This is a genomic window from Acinetobacter sp. YH12145, assembly GCF_013418335.1.
GTDB lineage: Bacteria > Pseudomonadota > Gammaproteobacteria > Pseudomonadales > Moraxellaceae > Acinetobacter > Acinetobacter amyesii.
Genome location: NZ_VPCE01000002.1, coordinates 118,095 through 143,782, shown reverse-complemented (window position 1 = coordinate 143,782; position 25,688 = coordinate 118,095). Strand labels below are relative to the sequence as shown.

At 39.9% G+C, this 25,688-nt stretch carries 27 protein-coding genes and 1 tRNA gene; 10 read left to right on the top strand and 18 right to left on the bottom strand.

Going from position 1 to position 25,688, the window contains the following annotated elements; all coding sequences use genetic code 11:
• Window positions 1-230 precede the first annotated feature (230 nt).
• A tRNA-Asn gene (locus tag FTU80_RS01900) sits at window positions 231-306 on the top strand.
• Between the two features lie 88 nt (window positions 307-394).
• A complete protein-coding gene (locus FTU80_RS01895) occupies window positions 395-1,468 on the top strand; it encodes a hypothetical protein (RefSeq protein WP_180083964.1) in 1,074 nt (357 codons plus the stop codon).
• A 62-nt stretch (window positions 1,469-1,530) separates the two neighbouring features.
• Here the strand turns inward: FTU80_RS01895 and FTU80_RS01890 are convergent, their stop codons facing one another.
• The 12 genes from FTU80_RS01890 to FTU80_RS01835 all read right to left on the bottom strand — a co-directional run bounded on the left by FTU80_RS01890 (window position 1,531) and on the right by FTU80_RS01835 (window position 11,760).
• On the bottom strand, window positions 1,531-2,355 hold the full coding sequence (locus FTU80_RS01890) for a DUF4198 domain-containing protein (protein ID WP_180083962.1): 825 nt from the start codon (window positions 2,353-2,355) through the stop codon (window positions 1,531-1,533).
• A gap of 136 nt (window positions 2,356-2,491) precedes the next feature.
• A complete protein-coding gene (locus FTU80_RS01885; protein ID WP_078190322.1) occupies window positions 2,492-3,145 on the bottom strand; it encodes a tRNA-(ms[2]io[6]A)-hydroxylase in 654 nt (217 codons plus the stop codon).
• 17 nt (window positions 3,146-3,162) lie between these two features.
• A complete protein-coding gene (pdxJ, locus tag FTU80_RS01880) occupies window positions 3,163-3,888 on the bottom strand; it encodes a pyridoxine 5'-phosphate synthase (protein ID WP_180083960.1) in 726 nt (241 codons plus the stop codon).
• 9 nt (window positions 3,889-3,897) lie between these two features.
• Window positions 3,898-4,614 (bottom strand): DNA repair protein RecO, encoded by a 717-nt coding sequence (gene recO / locus FTU80_RS01875; protein WP_180063440.1) that lies wholly within the window; start codon window positions 4,612-4,614, stop codon window positions 3,898-3,900.
• An 8-nt stretch (window positions 4,615-4,622) separates the two neighbouring features.
• On the bottom strand, window positions 4,623-4,823 hold the full coding sequence (locus tag FTU80_RS01870; protein ID WP_180083958.1) for an NF038104 family lipoprotein: 201 nt from the start codon (window positions 4,821-4,823) through the stop codon (window positions 4,623-4,625).
• A 33-nt stretch (window positions 4,824-4,856) separates the two neighbouring features.
• A complete protein-coding gene (gene era, locus FTU80_RS01865; RefSeq protein ID WP_180007638.1) occupies window positions 4,857-5,885 on the bottom strand; it encodes a GTPase Era in 1,029 nt (342 codons plus the stop codon).
• On the bottom strand, window positions 5,885-6,583 hold the full coding sequence (gene rnc / locus FTU80_RS01860) for a ribonuclease III (RefSeq protein ID WP_111883979.1): 699 nt from the start codon (window positions 6,581-6,583) through the stop codon (window positions 5,885-5,887). Before rnc ends, era begins: the two co-directional genes overlap by 1 nt.
• Complete coding sequence (locus tag FTU80_RS01855; protein ID WP_180076827.1) at window positions 6,555-6,926, bottom strand: DUF4845 domain-containing protein; 372 nt, start codon at window positions 6,924-6,926, stop codon at window positions 6,555-6,557. The genes rnc and FTU80_RS01855 overlap by 29 nt, the downstream gene beginning before the upstream one ends.
• Window positions 6,927-6,946: 20 nt before the next feature.
• Window positions 6,947-7,774, bottom strand: a complete 828-nt coding sequence (lepB, locus tag FTU80_RS01850; RefSeq protein WP_180076826.1) for a signal peptidase I — start codon at window positions 7,772-7,774, stop codon at window positions 6,947-6,949.
• A 21-nt stretch (window positions 7,775-7,795) separates the two neighbouring features.
• Window positions 7,796-9,613 carry a translation elongation factor 4 gene (gene lepA, locus FTU80_RS01845; protein WP_111883977.1) on the bottom strand — a complete coding sequence of 606 codons (1,818 nt, stop codon included), beginning with the start codon at window positions 9,611-9,613 and terminating at the stop codon, window positions 7,796-7,798.
• Window positions 9,614-9,808: 195 nt separating this feature from the next.
• Window positions 9,809-10,258, bottom strand: a complete 450-nt coding sequence (locus FTU80_RS01840) for a thioesterase family protein (RefSeq protein WP_180083956.1) — start codon at window positions 10,256-10,258, stop codon at window positions 9,809-9,811.
• Window positions 10,259-10,377: 119 nt separating this feature from the next.
• Window positions 10,378-11,760: a Do family serine endopeptidase gene (locus FTU80_RS01835; protein ID WP_111883975.1), complete on the bottom strand. Its 1,383-nt coding sequence runs from the start codon at window positions 11,758-11,760 to the stop codon at window positions 10,378-10,380.
• Window positions 11,761-11,988: 228 nt separating this feature from the next.
• Here FTU80_RS01835 and nadB point away from each other — a divergent pair, with 228 nt between their 5' ends.
• Window positions 11,989-13,635: an L-aspartate oxidase gene (nadB, locus tag FTU80_RS01830; RefSeq protein WP_180083954.1), complete on the top strand. Its 1,647-nt coding sequence runs from the start codon at window positions 11,989-11,991 to the stop codon at window positions 13,633-13,635.
• A 52-nt stretch (window positions 13,636-13,687) separates the two neighbouring features.
• Here nadB and FTU80_RS01825 read toward each other — a convergent pair whose 3' ends face one another.
• The 6 genes from FTU80_RS01825 to pabC form a co-directional block, all read right to left on the bottom strand.
• Complete coding sequence (locus FTU80_RS01825) at window positions 13,688-14,554, bottom strand: histone deacetylase (protein WP_078190334.1); 867 nt, start codon at window positions 14,552-14,554, stop codon at window positions 13,688-13,690.
• A gap of 11 nt (window positions 14,555-14,565) precedes the next feature.
• Entirely contained in the window at window positions 14,566-15,534 is a 969-nt protein-coding gene (locus tag FTU80_RS01820; protein ID WP_111883972.1) for a hypothetical protein, read from the bottom strand.
• Between the two features lie 195 nt (window positions 15,535-15,729).
• The gene (locus tag FTU80_RS01815; RefSeq protein WP_180076822.1) at window positions 15,730-16,149 is read right to left on the bottom strand and encodes a PaaI family thioesterase; all 420 of its coding nucleotides are present in this window, start codon (window positions 16,147-16,149) and stop codon (window positions 15,730-15,732) included.
• Between the two features lie 68 nt (window positions 16,150-16,217).
• A complete protein-coding gene (tmk, locus tag FTU80_RS01810; protein ID WP_180083952.1) occupies window positions 16,218-16,823 on the bottom strand; it encodes a dTMP kinase in 606 nt (201 codons plus the stop codon).
• Window positions 16,824-16,832: 9 nt separating this feature from the next.
• Window positions 16,833-17,885: an endolytic transglycosylase MltG gene (mltG, locus tag FTU80_RS01805; protein WP_180083950.1), complete on the bottom strand. Its 1,053-nt coding sequence runs from the start codon at window positions 17,883-17,885 to the stop codon at window positions 16,833-16,835.
• A 1-nt stretch (window position 17,886) separates the two neighbouring features.
• Entirely contained in the window at window positions 17,887-18,696 is an 810-nt protein-coding gene (pabC, locus tag FTU80_RS01800; RefSeq protein ID WP_180083948.1) for an aminodeoxychorismate lyase, read from the bottom strand.
• Between the two features lie 161 nt (window positions 18,697-18,857).
• Here pabC and FTU80_RS01795 point away from each other — a divergent pair, with 161 nt between their 5' ends.
• From FTU80_RS01795 to FTU80_RS01765, 7 genes are all read left to right on the top strand, one after another.
• Window positions 18,858-19,865, top strand: coding sequence for a sulfate ABC transporter substrate-binding protein (locus FTU80_RS01795; RefSeq protein WP_180083946.1), 1,008 nt, complete (start codon window positions 18,858-18,860; stop codon window positions 19,863-19,865).
• 176 nt (window positions 19,866-20,041) lie between these two features.
• On the top strand, window positions 20,042-21,055 hold the full coding sequence (locus FTU80_RS01790; protein WP_078192016.1) for a sulfate ABC transporter substrate-binding protein: 1,014 nt from the start codon (window positions 20,042-20,044) through the stop codon (window positions 21,053-21,055).
• A gap of 33 nt (window positions 21,056-21,088) precedes the next feature.
• Window positions 21,089-21,694, top strand: coding sequence for an alpha/beta hydrolase (locus FTU80_RS01785; RefSeq protein ID WP_111883966.1), 606 nt, complete (start codon window positions 21,089-21,091; stop codon window positions 21,692-21,694).
• Window positions 21,695-21,779: 85 nt separating this feature from the next.
• On the top strand, window positions 21,780-22,613 hold the full coding sequence (cysT, locus tag FTU80_RS01780; RefSeq protein WP_078190342.1) for a sulfate ABC transporter permease subunit CysT: 834 nt from the start codon (window positions 21,780-21,782) through the stop codon (window positions 22,611-22,613).
• Entirely contained in the window at window positions 22,610-23,497 is an 888-nt protein-coding gene (gene cysW / locus FTU80_RS01775; protein ID WP_078192018.1) for a sulfate ABC transporter permease subunit CysW, read from the top strand. The genes cysT and cysW overlap by 4 nt, the downstream gene beginning before the upstream one ends.
• An 11-nt stretch (window positions 23,498-23,508) precedes the next feature.
• A complete protein-coding gene (locus FTU80_RS01770) occupies window positions 23,509-24,570 on the top strand; it encodes a sulfate/molybdate ABC transporter ATP-binding protein (protein WP_180007626.1) in 1,062 nt (353 codons plus the stop codon).
• Between the two features lie 55 nt (window positions 24,571-24,625).
• A complete protein-coding gene (locus tag FTU80_RS01765) occupies window positions 24,626-25,549 on the top strand; it encodes a CysB family HTH-type transcriptional regulator (protein ID WP_180083944.1) in 924 nt (307 codons plus the stop codon).
• The last annotated feature ends 139 nt before the right edge of the window (window positions 25,550-25,688 follow it).

Below are 25,688 nucleotides of genomic sequence, written 5' to 3'. Positions count from 1 at the left end.
TTTTAGTGCTGGCAAGTTGGGTTTAAATCCACACTGTTTAAACATATGTTTAAACGCTCTGTTGTTGCATTCAAACTATCAATTGAATTTTTTCTTTGCAAGCCTAAGATTCATTTTTTCTAAAAAATCCTTCTTTTTGTTCAAATAAAAAACATCTATCACGCATTTCTCCTCATATTGGTATTTTTAGCTTGACCCTCTTCAAAATCTGCTTATAATCGCATTCAGATTCTCCAATAGCTCAGTCGGTAGAGCGACGGACTGTTAATCCGCAGGTCCCTGGTTCGAGCCCAGGTTGGAGAGCCAAATTCTAAAGCCCATTTATTTAAATGGGCTTTTTTAATGCCTTTGATTTACATATAATCTATAAGTCATTGTCATTAAAATAAAAAAAATGTTCATTCAAGTTGATGCTGAATCAAATAAAACTGCCTTAAAACACTATCTCACTGCATTCATTTTTCTTTTAATTTTTATCAGCCCATTTGCAATTTATTTGGTGAGCTGCACACCCGAAAGTGAAATTGAGCAACATTTCAAAACACCACCCAATTTATATAATAGTGAATCGAACACCCTTCTTGACAGCAAGCTACAATGGTTGGTTCCACCTCAGCAGATTCAAAATCACAATATTATTCGCGAAATATCTGAATCTGTATTGAATGAGATGACAGAAGGACAATATTGGTCAAGCACACCGATTACGCTGCAAAACCAATCTGATCAGTTATATGTTCATATCGATTTTGCAGGTCAGCAACAAACTCGAAAAGATCTTGAAATTTCGGTACTGCCGTTATGTATTGTTCACGAAAAAGAAACACCATGTATGAAAGCTGGGTTAAATGCAAGTGGACAACTCTTTAACATCTCAACTCAAAAAAATACGAAATATCACACATTGGAAACCAATAAGTCTTGGATGTTTTATGGCCATGATTTCCAAGAAAATTATATTATTCCACCGCAAGCCACACTCAAATTTTTAGTTAAAGCCAACATCCCTGAACACTTAACCCTGCAATGGCTTCGCCTAAGCATCAGTACTAGCCCCATTGTTGAGAAACAGCAGAATTATATGCTCATGACGCAAAACAGTATGAAAATAAAATATGCACTTGCTCTATTGCCACTCTTTATTTTAGCTTTGATGCACATTTTTCAAGGGTTTGAAAGCCTTCGTAATTTATCTATCGGCGCACTTTCAGCACTTTTATTTGTAATCAACACCATCATTTGGGATATCCACTATATGGTGATTGGTTGTCTGATTTTATGTTTTGCAAGTGTCTGTTATTGTTTTGAGAGCCGATATTATCGATTGCTTTATTTAACGGGTTATTTACTAATTGCAGGCTATTCGCAGCAATATTATGGCGGTTTTAATAAACACTTTTTCGCTCAAACCAGTTTAATTTTATTGATAGGTTTATCGATGTTTTATCTTGAACCTAAAAATAGCTAAATCATTTTCATAAAAAAGCTCTGCAAATCGCAGAGCTTTTTCTCATTTAACTACCCTTCGCTTTAGATCACATTTAAACTCAAAGTATATTTATATCGTTTTAATGCGTCTCCCTTCATTTCAAAAGGCTGCTGATAGTCAATTTTCAGTAAATACTGACCACGATCTGATAGGCTAAAATTCAAGTTTCCTTCTTGATCAGTTTTAAGCGTTTTATAAACTTTTCCTTCACGGCTGTAATCCGTTGTTTGCTGCAAAATTTCAACCTGTAAACCCGCAACCGCTTTTTTCTGATCTAGCACTTTCAGTTGCACAGGCTCATTATGCTTTATAGCATTTGGATGGGTTTTAAATTGCACATCAAAGCCATCATGTAAATGATTCACCACATGTGTAGAGGTTGCACGGCGTGATACAAAAGTTTCAATGATTTCCTGGGTTTGAATACTTTTGATTTGCGACTTTTTAGTCAACTCGGCTGTATAAATGACATTTGCATTCGCAGTTTTTTGAGGATCACGTACACCATTGATTAACGCTTTCCATTGCTTTTGATCGTAAGCAAAACGCGCTGTACTTCCCTGCTTTTCACCACGAATACGATACGTGCCATCCTGCTTATTTTCTAAACTATAACTGCTGACTGTTTGAGTTTTTGTCCAATCAGCATCCGCTAAATGTAGTTTGTCACCTGATGGTGTATGTACATGGAAATTAAAGTTTTTAATGGCTATTTCAGAAACAAATGGATTGTCATAAAAACCAGAAAGAATGGCACTATAATTATTAAATGTTTGATAGTTTAATGGCGCAACATAAGAATAATGCGCTTCAGCCTGACCAACCGCACACAAAGCGAAACAGAGTAAAGTGAATTGTAATTTCATATTGAATAAGTGAGCTTAAATTGTTTGATTCATAGAGATCGTTTCATTTTAGATTCACCCAATCAAAATGTAAATAATTCTTATTATCATTTGATTTGTGTGCATAAAAAATCCCCCATTTTGGAGGACTCTTTTATCAAGCAGCTTTGACTGGCACACCACTATGAAAGCGGAATAACTCATCTGGGCTGCTAATCAGATTCTTTTCAACTTCACGAATATGCTCAATACGCATCTGAATATCTTCTTTCGGGTTCTTGAGTTTATTGGTCGTCGCCACATCCATGGCCAATGCTAAATAGTCCTCATAATGGCGTGATTCAGACTTTAGCAAATAGCGGTAGTACCGCCCCAACTCTTCATCCACATGTGGTGCAAGCGCATAGAAACGCTCACATGACCGTGCTTCAACAAATGCGCCAATCACCAAGATATCAATTAACGCTTCTGGCTCATAAGTCCGTACTTCTTTACGTAGACCACCCGCATAACGACCAGCACTGATAGCAGTCCATTCCTGACCACGTTTTGCCATCAGTTCCAGCACTTGCTCATAGTGCAGCATTTCTTCACGTACTAGCTGTGCCAGTTTGATTTGTAAATCCGAAAAAAAACTATAACGAAACATCAAATTCATTGCCGTACTTGCTGCTTTCTTTTCACAATTGGCATGATCCTGCATCAGGATATCCAAATTATTTAAAGCTTCATCTAGCCATGCTTTTGGTGTTTCACACCCCAAGAAGCCAATGACTGGCTTCATTAGGGCATCATAATCAATATTTGACATATACTTTACTTAAATAATTAACGTGCGGCTTTAATCGCAGCTTTCATTTGTTTTACAGACTGTGCCAATCCAATAAATACAGCATCAGCAATAATCGAGTGACCAATATTCAATTCATGAATTTGCGCAATGCGAGCAATTGGAGTGACATTTTCAATATTTAAGCCATGACCAGCATTCACAATCAATCCTTTAGATGCCGCATATTCAGCACCTTGAATGATACGCTCCAGCTCTGCTTTCTGCGCTTCAGGTGTTTCAGCATCTGCATATGCACCTGTATGCAACTCAATCGTTGGCGCGCCACAGGCAATCGCCGCATCAATTTGAGCAAAGTCAGCATCAATAAATAATGAAACTTCGCAACCAATCGCTGCAAGTGCTTGAGTCGCATTTTTTACATCTTCAAAATGCCCAACAACATCTAGACCGCCTTCAGTCGTGACTTCTTCACGCTTTTCAGGAACAAAGCATACATGATGCGGCTGAATCTCTTTGGCAAATTCAACCATTTCATTGGTCACTGCCATTTCAAGATTCATATGGGTTTTTAATACAGAACGCATACGACGCACATCATCATCTTTAATATGGCGACGATCTTCACGTAAATGTAGCGTAATCCCTTCCGCCCCCGCTTGCTCACAAATAATTGCGGCATTCACAGGATCTGGATAAGTTGTCCCACGTGCATTTCGTAGTGTTGCCACATGGTCAATATTTACACCAAGCAAAGCTGCCATAATTCTTTCCTAATGACGTTGAGTTTGAGAATTCTGTATCCACAATTGACGACTTTTTAATGGACGATCGCCAAGCAAGGAAGTAATCATTTGTCGGTACAACTTAGACAGTAATTGTAACTGTTCAGAATTAAATTCCCCACCTTTTTCATAATCACACATACTTAAAATATGTTGACCTGACAATGTTGCGCGTGAGGCTTTAATGACAGGTTGAAAACCTTCATTTAAATGAAATTGATAATTTTCATGAAGCTGAATTTGCTGTTGATTTGCATCAGTTGAATAATCCAGCGCATAACCCAACTCTTCAAGCAACTCATGCTCAAACTGTCTAAGGATTTGTCGCAAAAACAGGTCAGGATTATCCTGCGCAGACATGCATTGGAGTTGTTCTAAGGTATGCGCATATTGAGCAAATGTCTCTGGCATCTCAACCTCTAAGGGACATAATCTCAATAAGACTTCATTCAGATAAAACCCTGAAAAAAAAGCATCCCCAAAAAAGAATATGGGTTGATTTACAATTTCAAGTTTACTGAAATTTTTAAGTTCAGACTTGCCGGATGCTTGCAAGCAAATCGGTTGATACTGAGGCGGAGGTGTTTGCCTGAGAATACCATCAACTCGGCCATGCTCCTGCGTAAACAGGTGCACGATATGACTTTTTTCACGATATTTACGATGGTGAATTAAATAACCATGCAGTATCTCATTACGCATGATTTAAAATATTAATCCTTGTCTTTCTTTTTCTTATCGTCTTCTTCCTCTTCATCATCCCCATCTGGAATGACTGCACCTACAACTGCAGCGGTCCCTTTGACCACGCCTTTTGTGGTTTTATAAGCCACTTTGACAGGAACAGTAACGATTTTATGAATACACCCTTGTAGAAACAAAACACATGCCACTACAGCTATTACTTTCATCATTACTCTTCCCTCAAAGTTTTAAATGTCTAGCAATTAAATATCGCTATAACCCAAGCTTTTCAATGCACGCTCATCATCAGACCAACCACCTTTAACTTTCACCCAAAGTGTTAGCATGATTTTTTGCTCGAACATTTTTTCCATATCCACACGTGCATCCATACCGATTTTCTTCAGTTTGGCACCTTTCTCACCAATCACAATGGCTTTTTGGCCAGAGCGATCGACAAAAATCGTCGCATCAATATAGGTACACGCCGCTTTAGGACGACCTGTTTTTGGATTAATTGTTGCTTCTTCTGTTTTAAACGACTCAATTTGAACCGTTAAATCATAAGGCAGCTCTTCACCCAATTGACGCATGATTTTTTCACGGATAATTTCAGATGCAAGGAAACGCTCTGAACGATCAGTCAATTGCTCAAGTGAATACAGTGGTGGTTGGAACGGCAGATATTTCTCAATCGTACTGCGCAAATGATCCAAATTTGCACCGCGTAACGCTGATACAGGAACAATTTCTGCAAAATTCATCAATTTTGCACGCTCTTGTATCAATGGTAATGCATGGTTTTTATTCTCTAGTGTATCAATTTTATTGATCACAAGAATCACTGGCATATCGGCATTTTTTAGCTTTTCTAACACTAAATCATCATTCTGTGTCCATTTGTCTGCATCAATCACAAACAAAACTAAGTTCACATCACGAAGTGCAGAATGTGCCGCACGGTTCATCATTTTATTGATGGCACGGACTTCTTTTTTGTGCATCCCCGGGGTATCTACAAATACCGCTTGAGATTTTTCGCGTGAGTCAATACCCACAATTTTATGACGTGTGGTCTGTGGTTTACGAGAGGTAATGGAAAGTTTTTGACCCAAAATATGGTTCATCAACGTTGATTTACCCACGTTTGGACGACCAACAATCGCCACAAACCCACTTTTAAAATCGGCTGGAATTTCAGTGCCTTGTGCACTAAAAAACTGACTAATTAAATCGTTACTGTCGCCTTGCGACTCGTGATCAGCATCTACGTGATCGGAATGAGTAGTCATTAAGACTTTTTCTCCAAAATTTCTAAGATTTCTGCCGCTACTGCCTGTTCAGCAAAGCGACGGCTTGAACCTTCACCGTATTTAACAGGGAGCCCTTCAACTGTACATTCAACTTTAAAATGTTGGTTCGGAGCATCACCCTGAATATCTACAACCTCGTAAACCGGGAGAGGTTTTTTACGTGCTTGTAAATACTCTTGTAAACGTGATTTAGGGTCTTTCAGTTGATCGGTCGGTTCAATATGATCTAAATATGGCACATACCATTTAAGAACAATCGGTTCCAGAATTTTTAAATCCTGACAATCGACATAGATTGCACCAATGATCGATTCAACGGTATCCGCAAGTATAGACTCGCGATGATGACCGCCAGATTTCAACTCACCTGTACTCAAGATTAATTCTTGACTGAGTTTTAAGTCATTGGCAATTTTACCTAACGCTTCTTGACGAACCAGTGTCGCACGCATACGCGTTAGACGCCCTTCATTTTCATGCGGGTAGGCATGGTACAGATAATTGGCAATTATCATACCCAATAATGAATCGCCCAGATATTCTAGGCGTTCATAATTGTATTTATGGCTCACCGATCGGTGGGTCAAGGCCAGTTGTAACAATTCAGGTTGTTTAAACTGATAACCGATACGACTTGCTAAACGAGCTTCATTTAGCTTGGACTGAGCTTTGATCAAAACTTTTCTCGAACTTCAACACAATATCAATATTCAATAAGAAAGGTTTTCTTATTTCATAATCCGTTTTTACTTCAAGCCCCTTTTCATTAGAGACTTGAGCAATATCTTTAAAACTAACATCGCGAATACTGTTCATTGAAAATCTTTTATCCATTTCTTGAACAAATTTACTTGGACTAATATTCGCAGGTCCACTTTTTAACTGCTCCTCGATTAACCCATTAATCATTTTGTTATCGAGATACGGTCCCCAAACCGCAATAACAATTTTAGCTAAAAAAGCAAAACCAATCACAGCAATTAAAATTGCAATATAAGACGTTCCCCGTTGATGTCTCATTTTATTTTCCTGATGTAAGACTAATCAATACTGCCATTACGACTAAATGAAGGCAGTTTTAAACCAGGTTCCTTATGCATCCACTTGTAAAAAGCACGTCCAGTGAGGTTTTCTTCAGGCACAAAGCCCCAAAAACGACTGTCCGCACTTTGATCACGATTATCCCCCATCGCGAAATAGTGACCTTCAGGAACCTTAACCTCCCAATATAAACCATTTTCTGTTGAATATTTACCATTTTCAACATAGTTGATAAATGGCGCTTGGCGCGCAACATTGACGCCTTCAAGCTCACGCATGGTAAACGTATGCTTACCCATGGTTTCTTTATGATAAATCGATGTAGGTGTATCAAGTTGATCTTTTTCACGGCTAAATTCTACAGGAACTTTTGCCACCTTTTGACCATTCACACTCAGTTGACCATGATCGTAAACAATATGATCACCTGGTAAACCGACCACTCGTTTAATATAGCTGATGGTTGGTTGTGGTGGATAACGGAATACAATGACATCACCACGCTCAGGTTCACCGACATCAAGAATTTTTTTATTGACGATAGGTAAACGTACGCCATACTGATATTTATTCACCACAATAAAATCACCTGTTTCTAAGGTTGGAACCATAGAGTCAGATGGAATATTAAATGGCTCATATAAGAATGAACGCATCACCAAAACTATCGCTAGAATCGGCCAGAAATCATAAGCCCATGCGATAACGACATTTTCATTCCCTTTACCTTTGGTCTGCCGTTGCTTCCAGACAAACTTATCCAACAGCCAAATTAAGAAAAAAATGACTGTGGCAGGAACAAGGATCAAATTAAAGTCAAAATCCATGAGCTCATAAACCTCTATTTATTATCTTTCTACTTTCAATACAGCAAGGAACGCTTCTTGTGGGATTTCGACGCTGCCCACTTGTTTCATACGTTTCTTACCTTCTTTTTGTTTCGCAAGAAGTTTCTTCTTACGCGACACGTCACCACCATAACATTTAGCCAAAACGTTTTTACGCATCGCTTTTACAGTTGAACGTGCAATGATTTGTGCACCAATCGCTGCTTGAATAGCCACATCGAACATTTGACGTGGAATTAAATCTTTCATTTTTTCCACAAGTGCAATACCACGATGGCGAGCATCTTGTCGGTGGCAAATCATGGCCAAGGCATCAACCTTTTCACCGTTGATTAACACATCCACCTTAACTAGAGATGAACTCTCAAAACGCACAAAGTTATAATCTAACGATGCAAAACCGCGTGAACATGATTTCAATTTATCAAAGAAATCCATCACTACTTCAGCCATTGGAATTTCAAACGTAATGGCCACTTGGTTGGCCATAAACTTCATATTCTTTTGAACGCCGCGACGTTCAACACATAAAGTCATCACATTACCCAAGTATTCTTGCGGTACTAAAATGTGACATTCAGCAATTGGCTCACGTAAGTCTTCAACTGTTGAACCATCAGGCATTTTAGAAGGACTGTCGATATAAATGGTTTGACCATTTTTCATCACCGCTTCATAAATTACGGTTGGTGCTGAAGAAATCAGGTCCAGATCATACTCACGTTCTAAACGTTCTTGTACAATTTCCATGTGCAGCATACCCAAGAAGCCACAACGGAAGCCAAAACCAAGTGCATCTGAACTTTCAGGTTCAAAGAACAACGCTGAGTCATTAATTTGCAGTTTGTGCAGCGCCTCACGGAACGGTTCAAATTCACTTGAATCGATTGGGAATAAACCTGCATAGACCTGTGGTTTCACTTTTTTGAAACCCGGTAAGCTTTCAACTTCTGGTGTAGTTGCCAAGGTAATCGTATCACCAACTGGAGCACCAAAAATATCTTTAATACCCGCAATCACGAAACCAACTTCACCTGCTTCGAGCATGTCAGTTTCTGTATGTTTAGGATTAAAAATACCTACTGAGGTGATAATGTGCGTTTGACCAGTTGATTTCATCAACATTTTATCGCCTTTACGCACACGACCTTCTTTAATACGAACTAAAGAAACCACGCCCAAATAGTTGTCGAACCAAGAGTCAACAATTAAGGCTTGTAATGGTGCATTACGATCGCCTTCGGGTGCAGGAATGACATTGACTAGTGTTTCAAGCACCCCTTCAATGCCTAGACCGGTTTTAGCTGAACATGTAGGTGCTTCAGTCGCTTCGATACCAATAATGTCTTCAATTTCTTGAATAACACGCTCTGGCTCTGCTTGCGGCAAATCAATTTTATTTAAAACAGGTAGGACTTCTAAACCTTGTTCAATTGCTGTATAGCAGTTAGCAACAGACTGTGCTTCGACACCTTGTGCAGCATCGACCACCAATAATGCGCCTTCACATGCAGCAAGTGAACGTGAAACTTCATAAGAAAAGTCAACGTGCCCAGGTGTGTCAATAAAGTTAAGCTGGTATTCTTCACCGTTAGGATGAGTGTAATACAAAGTCACAGACGTAGCTTTAATCGTAATACCACGCTCACGTTCTAATTCCATAGAATCTAGAACCTGTGCCTGCATTTCACGATCTTGCAGGCCACCACAAGTTTGAATAAATCGGTCGGCAAGCGTCGACTTACCATGGTCGATATGCGCAATGATCGAGAAGTTACGAATGTTTTTTATATCAACAGATTTTTTAGCTTGCGCCATGGGCTACCTTGGAAAAATAAAAGCGCTATGCATGCAATTCTTTATGCATAGCAAAAGCCGAATAGAAATTGCCGAGGATTATAGCAGATGGATTTTTCAAAGTATCGAAAATAATGCATTGCTTTTATGCTAACCACTTTTCCTGCGTGTACAACTTAACTAGTCTTCGCATTAATATGAGGTTTCAATTAAAACTCAGAGATCATAAGCACTAAAATCAAGCGGATTTATGCTATCTGCGATGGGTCGATAAGCTTGGGTAAATGTTGGCGACATGCGCTTTGGACGGCCTGTAGCAATTTCAATGCATGCCCACTGTGTATTGCCAGTAAATAATATCGCTTTGTCTTTAGGGCGGTAAAATACGTACTGCCGAAACGAATACAATCCATTGATATCATTTAGCCAAGTTCGTAAAATAATCTCCTCACCTTCGAGCGCTGCTTTACGATATTGCACATGATGCTCAACAGCGACCATGGCATGCTTCAATTCAATATATTCTTTTAAGCCTAAACCCAAAGCTTCAATATGTGCTGTCGCGACATCTTGCATCCAACTGACGTACACCACGTTATTCACATGATTTAATGTGTCGATATGTTCAGCTTGAACTGTAATTTTTAAATCAAAGATATCGCTCATAGCGTCCTGCAAATTTTAAATTGTGGCCCACAGTCTACCCATTTTTATCTAAGGGTGAATTGCAAAAACGCTAAAGTTAAAAAACCACTCGCTTGGAGTGGTTTTCATTTAGTAACTCATTACTGAATACGCATGCCCACAATCGCACGCTGTCCCTGACGAATCAAAGAAACACGTGCAATGCTACCATTTTTCAACTCAGAAATAACTTTCACAAAATCTTCAGCATTGTTTACGACTTTATTATTAACTTGGGTGACAACATCCCCCGGCTGAATTCTCGCTTGTGAAGCTATACCACCAGCTCGCACATCTTGAATCAAGACACCGCCTTTTAGACTCAGTTGTTTTAATTCATCTGCGTTTAAGTTGCGAATTGACACCCCAATCACAGGACCTTTTTTCACAGATGTCGTTTCAGCTTTTGCAGGCGTATCATCTGGTGCTGTGATCAAGGTTGCTGAAATATTTTGGCGTTTATCATCACGCAGCACTTCAAGCTGAATACTTTGATTTGGACCTGTACGATTAAGATAATTCAGCAGTTCGCCTGTACGTGAAATTGGTGTGCCATTAAATTTCAAAATGACATCACCCACTTTAAAGCCAGCTTTTGCAGCTGGTGAATTTGGTGCAACTTGAGTAATCAAAGAGCCTTCTGGTTTTGAAAGGTTATAAGACTCTGCAAGATTACGATCGATATCTTGTAGCATGACGCCTAAATAAGCACGTGTTACCTTGCCGTTTTTCTTTAATTGGTCTGCAACATCCATTGCAACATCAATGGGAATCGAGAACGATAACCCCATATAACCGCCTGTACCACTAAAGATACGAGAATTTACCCCGACCACCTCACCAGACTGATTAAATAATGGACCACCAGAATTACCTGGATTCAATGCCACGTCGGTTTGAATGAATGGAACCGAGGTTTCTCCCATCATATTACGCATTTTAGCACTAACGATTCCTGCCGAAGCTGAATAGTCAAAGCCAAATGGTGAACCAATGGCCAACACTGGCTCACCTACACGTAAACGGTCAACATTGCCTGTGCGTAGCTCAGGAAAATTTGAACCTTTGACCTTTAACAAAGCCACGTCAGTCCGCTCATCACTACCCACAACTGTGGCATCAATTTCACGGCGGTCATTCAGTACGATGGTGACTTTCGAGGCATCTTCTACCACATGGTGATTGGTTAATAGATAACCATCTTTACTAATAAAGAATGCGCTTCCATAACCGGTCTTTTCTTGAGGCATTTTTTGCTGCGGAATAACCACCTGATTACCGAAAAAGCGTCGTAATATTTCTGGGACTTGTTGCTGCAAAAGCTCTTCTTGACTAAGCTTTTTAACCACATTCACGCTTACGACAGCTGGGCTGACTTGTTCAACCAAATTGGAAAAATCAACAGGACCCGCTGCCTGAGTCTGCACGCTAGCAACCGTAAACACAGCCGCATAGAGTCCCTTTTGTAAATACGATTTATTCATTGTTAGCATTCACTCAATTGTGCTTATCATTTGAAATACGTTAGTTTTTATCACAATGCAAGTCTAAGCTTCGTAATAAAATGTTTGATGATTATTTATGATAAACAATCTTAAACATTCCTTAAATATTACAGATCTATGAATATTTTTCATTATTTAGTTAATTTATAGTCATTGCGTTTTTAGGCAAAAACAGTTGTGATGATCGGACATTTTTAAAATTAGCTGATGGACATGTCTAATTTAAACACGACACATCAATTTGATGTGATTATTGTGGGAAGTGGCGGTGCAGGCCTAAGTTTAGCCCTCTCGTTACCAGATCATTTTAATATTGCTGTTTTAGCTAAATCGACGCTGACGGATGCCAGTACATATTATGCCCAAGGTGGTGTTGCTGCCGTCCTCGATAAAACAGATTCTATTGAACAACATATCAATGACACCATGATTGCCGGTGCGCATTTATGTGAAATGGCAGCGGTAAAACAAACCGTTGAAGGTGGTAAATCTTCTGTCGATTTTCTACTGAATCAGGGTGTGCAATTTACTTTAGACGACCAAGAACAGTTACATCTGACACGTGAAGGTGGTCACTCTCAACGGCGGATTATCCATGCAGCAGATGCCACAGGTCGTGCTATTTCCACAACATTGGTTGAACGTGCGCAAGAAAAAGCCAATATTCATATTTTTGAAAATTTTATTGCAATCGATTTAATCACCGCACAAAAATTAAATCCTGAAGCTGAAAACCGTGCTCTCGGTCTATATGCTTTAGATGAAAAAACCGAAAAAGTACATACCTTTTTAGCACCGTTCACTGCACTTGCCTGTGGTGGTGCCATGAAGGCATATTTATATACATCAAATCCCGACATTGCGACGGGTGATGGTATTGCCATGGCGTATCGTGCAGGCTGCCGTGTTGCCAATATGGAGTTTAACCAATTCCATCCAACCTGCTTATACCATCCTCAAGCTCGCTCTTTCTTAATTACCGAAGCGATGCGTGGCGAAGGTGCCTATTTACGTCTTCCAGATGGTGAACGCTTTATGCTGCGCTTTGATGAGCGTGCCGAATTAGCACCACGCGATATCGTAGCGCGCGCTATTGATTATGAAATCAAACGTCTAGGAATCCGTCATGTTTGGCTTGATATCACCCATAAACCTGCAGAATTTGTCAAAGAACATTTCCCAACATTGTATGAACGCTTAATGGAACTCGGTATTGATATTACCAAAGAAATGATCCCAGTGGTTCCTGCAGCACACTACACCTGTGGTGGCGTTGTGGTTGATGAAAACAGTCAGACCGATATTCCAGGCCTATATGCCATTGGGGAAACCTCTTATACCGGCCTACATGGTGCAAACCGTATGGCGAGTAACTCCTTACTTGAATGTTTCGTCTATGGTATGAGTGCTTCAACACATATCACAGCACAACATCAAGGGACTTATCAGGCGCCTCATGTCCCAGAATGGGATGACTCGCAAGTGACTAACCCTGATGAAGATGTAGTGATTTTGCAAAATTGGGACGAGCTTCGCCAAACCATGTGGAACTACGTGGGCATTGTCAGAACGACCAAGCGGCTTCAACGAGCGCTCCATCGTATTGAAATGCTTAATCGTGAAATTACCGAGTATTACCAAGACTACCAAGTCAGTAAAAATCTGATTGAACTACGTAACTTAGTATTGGTTTCAGAAATGATTGTGCGCTGTGCAATGGAACGTAAAGAATCTCGTGGACTGCATTTCACTTTGGACTATCCTGAACAAGCAGACGAACTACGTAAAACGGTGTTAAGTCCACCCGATTTCACGGTTGATTGCCCTGTAGTTAATACTGAGTTAGTCTCTTAAAACTTTTAAATCAAAAAAAGCCGCACATGAAGTCGGCTTTTTTTTGATTTTACTACCCATAAATATGTAATGCCGCTTTGAAAGTTTCTAAGTGCAGATTTACAAGATCATTCATATTTTGATAGCCCCCAGCCAATACAAACATCAGCGGAATATCTGCACGTTTAGCCAATTTAAAGACCATTTCTTCGCGTTTCTGTATCAAAGCGGTACTAAACCATGATGAGCCAAATGGGTCAGCTTGATGACAATCCATTCCTGCTTGATAAATGATTAAATCTGCACCCCATGCTTTGGCATGCTGTATTCCCTCATGTATAGCCAAGGTATATTGTGCAAAATTTCCACGATCTTTATGCACATGCCGAGTTAAAGAACGTTCATAAGTAGGACAACCAAAACGTAGCCCATAAATACTAAAGTTAAAAAGGTTCTCTAAGCGTCTAGTAAACTCAGCTGTACCATTCCCCCCATGTTGATCGCAATCGAGTACAAAGATTTTTTTATTCGGATTCTGCTGTGCCACAAAAGCCAAACCATTGAAGGTGCAAAATGATCCACCATATTCATACACTGCATGGTGAAAACCTTGTGCAACATTCGCTGCGATACCTTTTTGCAAAGCCAAATCTGCAGCCATCAACTGCCCTGCATTGATTCTCAGCACGGCATCTCGAAGCTGAGTATTCCAAGGCTTAAAACCTGAAAAGGTCGCAAGCTTAGCGGGCTGCCCTGTCATAAAAGCATCCACATAAACAGGATCATGTACTTGGCTTAAAATTTCAGCGTCGATACACTCAGGCTCATGTATTCTGATGTTCTGCCATTGTTCTAAAGCTGTTCCAACCGCCAATAATTTTTCCATACTATTGGTATGAGTATGAGCAAAATATTTTGGCGAAAAGCATACATCTAACATGATGGAAACACTCAAAGTTGCGCTATCGCCACATTTATTAATTGCTGAAGCTCAGTCGTACCTGGACTATACAGACCATTATCCACTTGCTGCTGAAAATGTGTACTGAATGCACGTTTTCGATTTTGTGGCGACACAGCCAAAGTCGTTAAGCGTAAAAACCACCACCCAGAAATGGCCTGATAAGGAATCACAAAACCTTTAAATTCACGATTCCCCCGTTTTTCAACTAATTGTTCTGCATCATAATCGACGGAAAAAAGTGAACCGGCTGGAATACGGACACCATTCATGAGTACAGGTTTCAAGCTGATACAAGAATGGTTATCCCCCATATTTAATTTTTCCATAAATAAGGGCTGACCGTATTCATCTACAAAAATATTAATTTCACCGCTACGAAATACACGTCGATGTGCAATTTTTAAAAAGAAATTTTCAGCCATTGGACAAGAGCCAACTTTTGGCTTATTAGCCAGTGCTTGTACTTCAACGATTTGGTTTTCAGTTGACGATTTTGGCAAAATCAGATCTTCAATCAAGGTACAAATAAGCTTACTTTCTTCCAAATTTGCATGTTGCTGAATTTGACGCAAACTTTTTTGAAGATGTAATTCTTTCTGTAAAACCTCGTAAAAGTCTGTAAATTGTTTCAATTGCTGAATATTTTGATTTAAATTTTGATTTAAATCTAGATGACGCCAACCTGACAAATCTAAATGATAAGCACGACTTTGATCTAAAATTTTGCGTAAACCATGCGTGTCATATTGATCAAAGAGTTTGAGATCTTGAAATTCATGTGATGCACGCGGCAAATTAATATATTCAGCTAAAACACGTGTGGCTTGAGTATATCCACAGCCACGTCGTTCTGTTTGATGTGAGTAATGCTCATTCAGCATTTCTGTCAATTTTTCTGACAAAGGATATGCATGCTCCTGAAAGAGCCGAACAACTTCATGTGCAGTAGCAGTCATGTATTTAACCAATCAAATCTGTGATTCAATTATAGATTTAAAATAACACTTATGAGTTAATTGATTTCTACTAAGCTATTGAAATTATGCAAATAAAAATACACTACGCAGAAAATTCACCAACCAATGCACAATTTATTTAGACAGACTGCTGCATTTTAATCCAATCTAATGGATCAACTGCATATTTTCAGTTCAATATCGCTGCGGAGGAATCGAATAGCTACCGGTAATATGAGCCACAGGCTCTTCAACACCCTCTGAATAAACCAATACCTCACCATAAATGATGCTTTTACCGACTTTAAGTAATCGACATTCTCCCCGCAAATCTTTATTCGCCTCAGGCTTCCTTAAAAAGTTAATATTCATACTTGTGGTGACTGCAAGTCCGACAATTCCAATCTCTGCAAGTATTGCCACATACAATGCAAAGTCCGCCAAAGTCATCATAGTCGGGCCTGAAACAGTATTGCCAGGCCGCAAATCTTTTTCAGTCACATGCCAAATTAAAGTGGCAGCCTTTTCACCAACTTCAACGATAGTGCAATGCTTTAAGCTTGGCGCAAATTCAGTCTTAAGGAAATTGATAATCTCCTGTTTTGTAGCATGCATAAAAAATCATCCATAACTTATGCTATGAATAATTTTTAAATCAAATACCCAAAGATTACTATGGCATTTTAGATCTGCTGTAGTTGCGATAATGCCTGTTGAAAAACCTCTTCAGGTGTTTGCGTCGCATCAAGGCGCTTCATGCGTGCAGGTTCATTTTCGTGAATTTCAGCAAAACCTGAACGCACTTTTTCAAAGAAAGTTGCTTTCTCTTGCTCAAAACGATCTAAAGCACCACGTTCACGTGCACGTAACATCCCCGTTTCAATTGGAGCATCCAACCAAAAGGTAATATCCGGTATACGCGCAACAAAACTTGCATTTAAGACATTGAGCTTGTCACGATCTAAACCACGTCCTGCACATTGATAAGCAAAACTCGAATCGGCAAAACGATCACATAAAACGATTTTACCTTCTGCCAATGCAGGTAAAATCACGCGCGCCAAATGCTGTGCGCGTGCAGCATACATAAGTAACAACTCTGTATCATCACTCATTGCTTCATCATGATTGACGGCCAAAAGTAATGCACGAATTTGTTCAGCCATAGGTGTACCACCCGGCTCACGTGTAAGTACGACATTTTTACCCAAATTTTGGAAATGATCATGTAATTTACGAATGAGTGTAGTTTTACCCACACCTTCCGTACCTTCAAAGCTAATAAACATGCTCACTCCTTAGTTTTTCGCACGAATTACAGATAAATATTCTTGTACCGCGCGGTTATGGTCTTGCAAATTACTACTAAATTTATGGCCGCCATTTCCTGTTGCAACAAAATATACATTGTTAGATGAATCTGGATGCATCGCGGCTTCAATTGCTTTTTGACTCGGCAAAGCAATCGGTGTAGGCGGTAAGCCGTTGATCGTATAAGTATTATATGCAGTAGGTGTACGTAAATCTTGGCGAGTGATATTGCCTTGGTATTTATCGCCCATGCCATAAATCACAGTTGGATCTGTTTGCAAACGCATCCCTTGTTTGAGACGACGCACAAATACACCAGACACTTGTTCAAGCTCACTATCAATACTGGTTTCTTTTTCAATAATCGATGCCATGATCAAGGCTTCATATTTATCTTTATACGGTAAATTTTGAGCTCGATTAGTCCAAGCCTGATCTAAGGCTTTGATTTGTCGGTTATATAAATCCTTCAAAATTTTTCGATCAGACTCGCCTTTTGCAAAGAAATACGTATTCGGTGCAAATAATCCTTCAGGGTGTGAATAGGGAATGCCGAGCTCTTTTAAGATTTCTGCATACGGTAAATGACTGATGTCATGCGTCACCAAAGGGTCATTTTTTAAAGCATCTATCAGTTGCTTAAATGTCGTCCCTTCGATCACTAAAATTCGATTCATTTGCGCATTTTCAGAATTCGAAATCAACTCCATAACTTCTCGTACACTCATACCTTCATGAATTTCATACACACCTGCTTTTAAGGTGTCATTAATCATGAACTTTTGGTACAACTTCAAAATAATAGGAAAATGAACTTGTTTCTCTTTGGCTAGTCTGTCAATAAATCCTGAATAGGTATCCCCTGCACCAATCGCCAACATTTGCTTTTTGCCTTCCACGGGATAGGCTTTAAATAAACTCGACCACAGTAAAATCGCCACAAGTACAACGATACCAAGTAGCACAACCAAACATGCTTTAAATGGAAAACCTGCTTTGGCAGATTTTTTCTTATTTGTTTTTTTAGACGCGGTGGACATATTAACGAATCTGACTTAATTGAAGTGTTCGGAAAAGTTCAATACAAGCTTGAACATCTAACTCAACCCCATTCAGAGTTGATGCAATTTTCATGGGACTTAAAGCATTGCAGAAAAAAACACTCTGAAAATGCGTAATTTCATCCATATTGACGTGACGTTGAGTACATTGAATCTGATGCTGCTGCATCCGTTTTAAAATTTCTGCACGCATGACACCATGCACGCCATTATAACGAAGTTCAGGCGTAATCCATCCTTCATTTGTACGAATAAAACAATTACTGCTCACACCTTCAACAACTGTACCTTGCACATCCGTCACCAAAGCTTCGCCCCATGGAGTTTGATCCAACTCTGCTTTGAGCATGACTTGTTCTAATCGATTTAAGGACTTTAAGCCCACCAAACTTGGCATGGTTAACCCAATAGCTTGATGTAATACACCACTTTCGACAGTTTCGTACTCAAAATCTGCAACGGTTTTGGGGTAATAAAACACCCAAACATCTGCTGGGTGCTCAGGTAAACTATAGCCACGCTGACCAATACCACGACTCAACACAATTTTTAAAGTGCCATTGACGACATCTTGTTTACGTAACAATTTTAAAGTGTCTTCAATAAGGTTTAAATCTGCATTTAGCTTTAATCGCTCATTGCTCAGTTTTAATCGTGCAATATGCAAAGCTAAAAGTTCTATTTGTCCTTGGCGAATACGTGCCGTGCTAAAACAGCCATCGCCATAGTGAAAGGCGCGATCAAGTAAATCAACTTGTTCTATTTGCTGCGCATTTTTAAAACACTGCATACGTCGTCATCCCAATTACATCACTTTATTTTAAAAAATAATCGCTCAGCATATATTTCTTTTTTGTTCATATTAAATTCTTTTTTAATTATTTTTTCTGCATTAAAACTACAGATATTCTTGCCTCATCCAACAAAACATGTATAAAAATTGAGGACAACATGAATCTATCTAAATTAAAACTTGGGGTTTTGGCTGCATTCATTTCTGCCACAGCATTCAGTGCATCTGCCAAAGATTTCTTAAATGTGTCATATGATCCAACCCGTGAATTGTATGACAACTTCAATAAAGACTTTAGTGTTTACTGGAAAAAAACCACAGGCCAAGACATTAACTTTAAACAATCTCATGGTGGATCAGGTAAACAGGCTCGTGCTGTTATTGATGGTCTAGATGCCGATGTCGTCACTTTGGCCTTGGCTGCAGATATTGATGAAATTGCTGCACGTGGTTTAGTTGCAAAAGACTGGCAAAAGAAATTCCCACAAAATTCAACGCCGTATACGTCAACCATTGTGTTCTTAGTACATAAAGGCAACCCGAAAGGCATCAAAGACTGGGGCGATTTAATTAAACCGGGTGTCGACATTATTACCCCGAACCCAAAAACATCGGGCGGTGCGCGTTGGAACTATCTAGCAGCGTGGGCTTGGGCCAAACATCAAGCAGGTGGTAATGATACAAAAGCCCAAGAATTTGTCCGTCAAATTTATAAGCAAACCAAAGTTCTCGACTCAGGCGCACGTGGTGCAACAACTACATTCGCTGAACGTGGTATTGGTGATGTATTGCTGGCTTGGGAAAATGAAGCACATTTGGCAGTTCGTGAACAGCCAGGTAAGTTTGAGATTGTGACCCCTTCACTTTCTATCTTGGCCGAGCCGCCTGTTGCGATTGTAGAAAAAAATGCCAAGAAAGATGGCAATGAAAATTTAGCCAAAGCGTACTTAAATTATCTGTACTCACCTGCAGGTCAAACTATTGCCGCACAGAACTATTATCGTCCACGTAATGCGGCAGTTTTAGCAAAATATAAAAATGTTTTTAAACCTTTAAAACTCGTCACGATTGATAAAGAGTTTGGTGGTTGGAGCAAAGTGCAGAAAAAACATTTTGAAAATGCTGGCGTCTTTGACCAAATCGTGAAGATCAATAATTCAAAATAATGCTTTAAATACTGAAAAGCATCTTCCTTTCGTATAAGGTCGATGCTTTTTTTTCATAGACATGCCTTTTATCTTTTTTATTCATATAAAATTCGTTTTTAATTATTTTTTATGCATAAAGATTGGCGCTATTCTTCACCCATGTTACAGATAAAGTAAAAATTATTGAGGTTCACATGAGTATTTCCGCAAAGTTAAAATTGGGTGTTCTTGCTGCAGTCATTTCGACGGTTTCTTTTGGCGCAGCTGCGAAAGATTTTTTAAACGTATCTTACGACCCAACGCGTGAACTCTATGAAAGTGTGAATAAAGACTTCAGCAAATATTGGGAAAGCCGTACAGGTCAAAAAATTAATTTTAAACAATCTCATGGTGGTTCAGGCAAACAAGCGCGTGCAGTCATTGATGGCTTAGATGCCGATGTAGTGACTTTAGCACTTGCAGCGGATATTGATGTGATTGCAGAAAAAGCCAAACTTTTACCTGCAGATTGGCAGAAGAAACTTCCACAAAACTCAACGCCATATACCTCAACGATTGTATTCTTAGTCCGTAAAGGCAACCCCAAAGCAGTTAAAGATTGGGGCGATCTAGTTAAACCAGGCGTGGGTATTATCACCCCAAACCCGAAAACCTCAGGCGGCGCACGTTGGAACTATTTAGCTGCATGGGCTTGGGCAAAACATCAAGCGGGTGGTAATGATACAACGGCTCAAGAATTTGTTCGTAAAATTTATAAAAACACCAAAGTGCTCGATTCAGGCGCACGTGGTTCGACTACGACCTTTGCTGAACGTGGTATTGGTGATGTATTGCTGGCTTGGGAAAATGAAGCACATTTAGCGATTCGTGAACAACCGGGTAAATTTGAAATTGTGACCCCTTCACTTTCAATTTTAGCTGAGCCCCCTGTTGCTGTTTTAGAAAAAAACGCAGAGAAAAAAGGTAATCTTTATTTAGCCAAAGGCTATTTAAACTTCCTTTATTCACCACGTGGTCAGCAAATCGCAGCTCAGAATTTTTACCGTCCACGTAACGCTACAACGCTTGCACAATACGCATCAGTCTTTAAGCCACTCAAACTCGTAACCATTGATAAAGAATTTGGTGGTTGGGATAAAGTCCAAAAAGCACACTTTGAAAATGGCGGCGTGTTTGACCAAATCGTCAAAGCCAACAATGGAAAATAAGACCATTCATTGACTGAATCAGGAGAACTTGACATGACACATACAGTAATTGTCCCGGGTGTAGGCGGTAGTGAACACGTACATTGGCAATCTTGGTTACAACGTCAGCTCATGTCTAGCTCTCGTGTTCAGCAAAAAAACTGGAATCATCCTGTACTAAAAGACTGGATTAAACAATTCGTTAAAACCGTACGACCTTTACAGGGTGAAATTCAAATTGTGGCGCATAGCTTTGGTTGTTTAACAACGGTAGCAGCATTGGCCTTGCATCCTGAACTCAATAAAAAAATCAAAAATTTAGTTTTGGTTGCGCCAGCCAATCCAGCACGCTTTGGAGAAAACGGCTTTGCACGCGACAGTACAACGGATTACAAAGCATTTTTTCATCAGCTAAGTATTCGTGTGCCGACAACGATGTTGATTAGTGAAAATGATCCTTGGCTAGCATTTGACGATGCAAAACAACTTGCTGATGCTTGGAAGCTCTACCCTGTAAATATGGGCGCTGTGGGTCACATTAATGTTGCATCAGGTTTTGGACCATTTCCTGAAATTTTCAATTACTTAATTTCAGAAAACCACATGAAACATATCAGCTTTACTGATGAAAACAAGTATTTATTTCAATTTGCTTTTTAAGTACTGAGCATTAAGCTTGTCGCAAAATCATTTATTCAATTTTGCTGACCTTTTAAGTCAGCTTTTCTCATTTTGAGGAGTCATCATGTCGCAGCGATCCCGAGTGCTGCCAGGATTTGGTCTTTCTCTAGGCTTTACCCTAGCGTATTTATCCTTAATTGTGCTCATTCCCCTTTCAGCCGTATTTATTAAGTCTTTAGGTATCGGTTGGGATGGACTATGGGAGATTTTAAGCTCAGAACGTATTTTAAAATCGTTACAACTGAGTTTTAGTGCCGCCATTATTGCTGCGTTAGTTAATGTGGTTTTTGGTTTACTCTTAGCATGGTGCTTGGTTCGTTATACCTTCCCGGGTAAACGTATTGTCGATGCTTTGGTTGATTTACCTTTTGCATTGCCAACTGCCGTTGCGGGTATTGCATTAACTTCGTTATATGCACCGACTGGTTGGATCGGTCAGTACCTTGAACCCATTGGCATTAAAGTCGCATATACCCCGATCGGTATTACCTTGGCCCTCATCTTTATTGGTATTCCTTTTGTGGTTCGCACTGTACAGCCTGTACTGAGTGATCTAGAAACTGAACTTGAAGAAGCAGCTTCGGCACTGGGCGCAAACCGCTTTCAGATCGTGACCAAAGTGATCTTACCTATTCTATTTCCTGCGCTGTTAACAGGTTTTGCTTTGGCCTTTGCACGCGGTGTGGGTGAGTATGGTTCGGTGATTTTTATCGCAGGTAACCAACCCTTCAAAACTGAAATTGCCCCATTGATGATTATCTCTCGCCTTGAAGAATATGATTATGCAGGTGCGACCACGATTGCTGTTGTGATGCTGGTGATTTCTTTTGCCATTTTATTCTTAATTAACTTGGTTCAAGCATGGGCAAGTCGCCGTACAGGGAGAACTGCACGATGAATACGAACAGTAATGCGCTTGCGGAAAAATTACAGTCGCGTGATGCAACGCGTGAACCGACATGGGTTCGTTATACCCTGATCATCATTGCTTTAATTTTCTTCTTAAGCTGCCTGATTCTGCCATTGGTTTTGGTTTTCGTTGAAGCCTTTAAACAAGGTGTTGGCGTTTACTTCCAAGCACTGGTTCATCCTGATACATTATCTGCGGTGAAACTGACATTACTGACAGCTGTGATTGCCGTACCGTTGAACGTGGTCTTTGGTGTAGCTGCGGCATGGTCTGTTGCCAAGTTTAATTTCCGTGGTAAATCTATTTTAACCACGATTATTGATATGCCATTTTCAGTCTCTCCAGTCATTGCAGGCTTAATGTTGGTACTGATTTTTGGTACTCAAGGTTGGTTAGGCGGCTGGCTGATGGATAACGACATCAAAATTTTATATGCCGTTCCAGCCATTGTCCTTGCTACTGTGTTTATTACCGTTCCTTTTGTGGCACGTGAGTTGATTCCATTAATGGAAGCTCAAGGAACAGAGGAAGAAGAAGCAGCAATCGTATTGGGTGCTTCAGGCTGGCAGACATTCTGGAAAGTGACACTTCCAAATATCAAATGGGGCTTAATCTACGGCGTGATTCTCTGTAATGCACGTGCAATGGGTGAGTTTGGTGCTGTTTCTGTGGTTTCAGGTCACATTCGCGGCGAAACCAACACCTTACCGCTACACGTAGAAATCCTTTATAACGAATATACCTTTAGTGCTGCTTTTGCTGTGTCTTCACTATTAGCGCTCTTGGCGATTGTGACCCTGATTTTAAAAACATGGGTTGAACTACGTCAGGAACGACAAGACAAGCGTAAAGAAGATTCACAAGTTTCTTAAGGAATGACCTCATGAGTATTCAAGTAAAAAATATTGAAAAACACTTTGGTGCATTCCATGCACTTAAAAATATCTCTTTAGATTTCCCTGATGGCCAGCTCGTTGCGTTGCTTGGCCCATCAGGCTGTGGTAAAACCACCCTGCTCCGTATCATTGCAGGACTTGAATCTGCTGATGGCGGTCAAGTCATTCTAGAAGGTGAAGATGCCACTAAAGTTCACGTCCGTGAACGTGAAGTTGGTTTTGTATTCCAGCATTATGCACTGTTCCGCCATATGACCGTATTTGACAACATTGCTTTTGGTTTACGCGTACGCCCACGTGCAACACGCCCATCTGAAGCCGAGATCAAAAAACGGGTTACTCGTTTGCTTGATCTTGTTCAGCTTGGTTTCTTGGCTGACCGTTACCCAGCTCAGCTTTCAGGTGGTCAACGTCAACGTATTGCCTTAGCACGTGCATTAGCGGTTGAGCCGCGTGTGTTATTACTGGATGAACCTTTTGGTGCATTGGATGCCAAAGTTCGTAAAGAATTACGCCGCTGGTTACGTACCTTGCATGACGAACTCCACATTACCTCTATTTTCGTGACCCATGACCAAGAAGAAGCGCTTGAAGTGGCCGATCAAATCATTGTGATGAATAAAGGCAACGTAGAACAGATTGGCTCGCCACGTGAAGTTTATGAAAAACCTGCAACACCGTTTGTATTTGACTTTTTAGGTCAAGCCAACCGTTTTGAAGGTCAAAATAGCAATGGCCTTTTTCAAATTGGTGAAGACCGAATTTTGTTGCCACAAAATGCCAATGCACCGCAAGGCAATGTCATTGCCTTTGCTCGTCCGGATGAACTGCGTATTCATGCACAGCCGCAAGAAAATGCCATCCAAGCGACTTTTGTACGTGAGCTTTGGATTGCAGGTAAAGTCATTGCTGAACTGCATGACCGCCAAGGCAATCTGATCGAAATTTCATTAACGGCTGATGAAGCGAAAGCGCATCAATTCCGCCCAAATCAAACGGTATGGTTAAGTGCAACAAACTTGCATTTATTTGAAAACCAAGTTGCATAAAACAAAAAGTTGGGGCCGTCACAAGCCCCACTTGCTTTTAAGGTAAAATAAAATTATGAATTTCCAACAATTAAGAATTATTCGAGAAACCGTACGTCAGAATTTTAATTTAACAGAAGCATCTGCTGCACTTTACACTTCGCAGTCAGGCGTGAGTAAACACATCAAAGATCTAGAAGATGAACTTGGTGTACAGCTGTTCATCCGTAAAGGTAAACGTTTACTCGGTTTAACCGAACCAGGCCAGTCATTATTGGGTATCGTTGAACGCATGCTTGTAGATGCAGACAATATTAAACGTCTAGCAGATGACTTCAACAAAGTAGATGAAGGGACATTGACGATTGCGACCACACATACGCAAGCACGTTATGTCTTGCCGCCGATTGTGAACCAATTTAAAAAAGAATTTCCAAAAGTTCATCTAATTTTGCAACAAGCAAGCCCTATTGAAATTACAGAAATGCTCCTTCAAGGTGAAGCGGATATTGGGATCGCAACCGAATCGTTAACCACCGAAGATAACCTTGCAAGTGTGCCTTACTATAACTGGCAACACAGTATCATCACACCACAAGAGCACCCACTCACCCAAAAATCAAATATCACCATTGAAGATTTGTCGAACTATCCAATTATTACCTATCACGGTGGTTTTACAGGTCGTTCAAAAATTGATAAAGCCTTTGAAGATTCAGGCTTTGATGTTGATATCGTGATGTCCGCACTTGATGCAGACGTTATTAAAACCTATGTTGAACTTAATATGGGAGTGGGTATTGTCAACGATGTGGCATATGACCCAGAACGTGATTACCGTTTAAAACAAATTTCTACCGATATTTTTGGTGTTAATACCACTTGGATTGCTGTTCGCAAAGGACATTTACTACGCGGTTATGGCTATGAGTTTATTTCTTTATGTTCACCAGATGCTGACATCAAAGCGTTGAAAAAAGTCGCTTACCCAGAAGACTGATAGGCCAATTAACGAATTAAAGAGGACACCTGCTGTCCTCTTTTTTTTGGTAAACACATATTTTATCTAGGTTTTCTTGGCTTTATTTTTAATTGTGATTAAAATACATCCAACACAATAAAAATTAAAACCTCATTAC

Coding starts and splice junctions, on each gene's coding strand:
- FTU80_RS01895 (WP_180083964.1), top strand. CDS start 395: ATGTTCATTCAAGTTGATGCTGAATCAAATAAAACTGCCTTAAAACAC.
- FTU80_RS01890 (WP_180083962.1), bottom strand. CDS start 2,355: ATGAAATTACAATTCACTTTACTCTGTTTCGCTTTGTGTGCGGTTGGT.
- FTU80_RS01885 (WP_078190322.1), bottom strand. CDS start 3,145: ATGTCAAATATTGATTATGATGCCCTAATGAAGCCAGTCATTGGCTTC.
- pdxJ (WP_180083960.1), bottom strand. CDS start 3,888: ATGGCAGCTTTGCTTGGTGTAAATATTGACCATGTGGCAACACTACGA.
- FTU80_RS01870 (WP_180083958.1), bottom strand. CDS start 4,823: ATGATGAAAGTAATAGCTGTAGTGGCATGTGTTTTGTTTCTACAAGGG.
- era (WP_180007638.1), bottom strand. CDS start 5,885: ATGACTACTCATTCCGATCACGTAGATGCTGATCACGAGTCGCAAGGC.
- FTU80_RS01855 (WP_180076827.1), bottom strand. CDS start 6,926: ATGAGACATCAACGGGGAACGTCTTATATTGCAATTTTAATTGCTGTG.
- lepB (WP_180076826.1), bottom strand. CDS start 7,774: ATGGATTTTGACTTTAATTTGATCCTTGTTCCTGCCACAGTCATTTTT.
- lepA (WP_111883977.1), bottom strand. CDS start 9,613: ATGGCGCAAGCTAAAAAATCTGTTGATATAAAAAACATTCGTAACTTC.
- FTU80_RS01840 (WP_180083956.1), bottom strand. CDS start 10,258: ATGAGCGATATCTTTGATTTAAAAATTACAGTTCAAGCTGAACATATC.
- FTU80_RS01835 (WP_111883975.1), bottom strand. CDS start 11,760: ATGAATAAATCGTATTTACAAAAGGGACTCTATGCGGCTGTGTTTACG.
- nadB (WP_180083954.1), top strand. CDS start 11,989: ATGGACATGTCTAATTTAAACACGACACATCAATTTGATGTGATTATT.
- FTU80_RS01825 (WP_078190334.1), bottom strand. CDS start 14,554: ATGTTAGATGTATGCTTTTCGCCAAAATATTTTGCTCATACTCATACC.
- FTU80_RS01820 (WP_111883972.1), bottom strand. CDS start 15,534: ATGACTGCTACTGCACATGAAGTTGTTCGGCTCTTTCAGGAGCATGCA.
- FTU80_RS01815 (WP_180076822.1), bottom strand. CDS start 16,149: ATGCATGCTACAAAACAGGAGATTATCAATTTCCTTAAGACTGAATTT.
- tmk (WP_180083952.1), bottom strand. CDS start 16,823: ATGTTTATTAGCTTTGAAGGTACGGAAGGTGTGGGTAAAACTACACTC.
- mltG (WP_180083950.1), bottom strand. CDS start 17,885: ATGTCCACCGCGTCTAAAAAAACAAATAAGAAAAAATCTGCCAAAGCA.
- pabC (WP_180083948.1), bottom strand. CDS start 18,696: ATGCAGTGTTTTAAAAATGCGCAGCAAATAGAACAAGTTGATTTACTT.
- FTU80_RS01795 (WP_180083946.1), top strand. CDS start 18,858: ATGAATCTATCTAAATTAAAACTTGGGGTTTTGGCTGCATTCATTTCT.
- FTU80_RS01790 (WP_078192016.1), top strand. CDS start 20,042: ATGAGTATTTCCGCAAAGTTAAAATTGGGTGTTCTTGCTGCAGTCATT.
- FTU80_RS01785 (WP_111883966.1), top strand. CDS start 21,089: ATGACACATACAGTAATTGTCCCGGGTGTAGGCGGTAGTGAACACGTA.
- cysT (WP_078190342.1), top strand. CDS start 21,780: ATGTCGCAGCGATCCCGAGTGCTGCCAGGATTTGGTCTTTCTCTAGGC.
- cysW (WP_078192018.1), top strand. CDS start 22,610: ATGAATACGAACAGTAATGCGCTTGCGGAAAAATTACAGTCGCGTGAT.
- FTU80_RS01770 (WP_180007626.1), top strand. CDS start 23,509: ATGAGTATTCAAGTAAAAAATATTGAAAAACACTTTGGTGCATTCCAT.
- FTU80_RS01765 (WP_180083944.1), top strand. CDS start 24,626: ATGAATTTCCAACAATTAAGAATTATTCGAGAAACCGTACGTCAGAAT.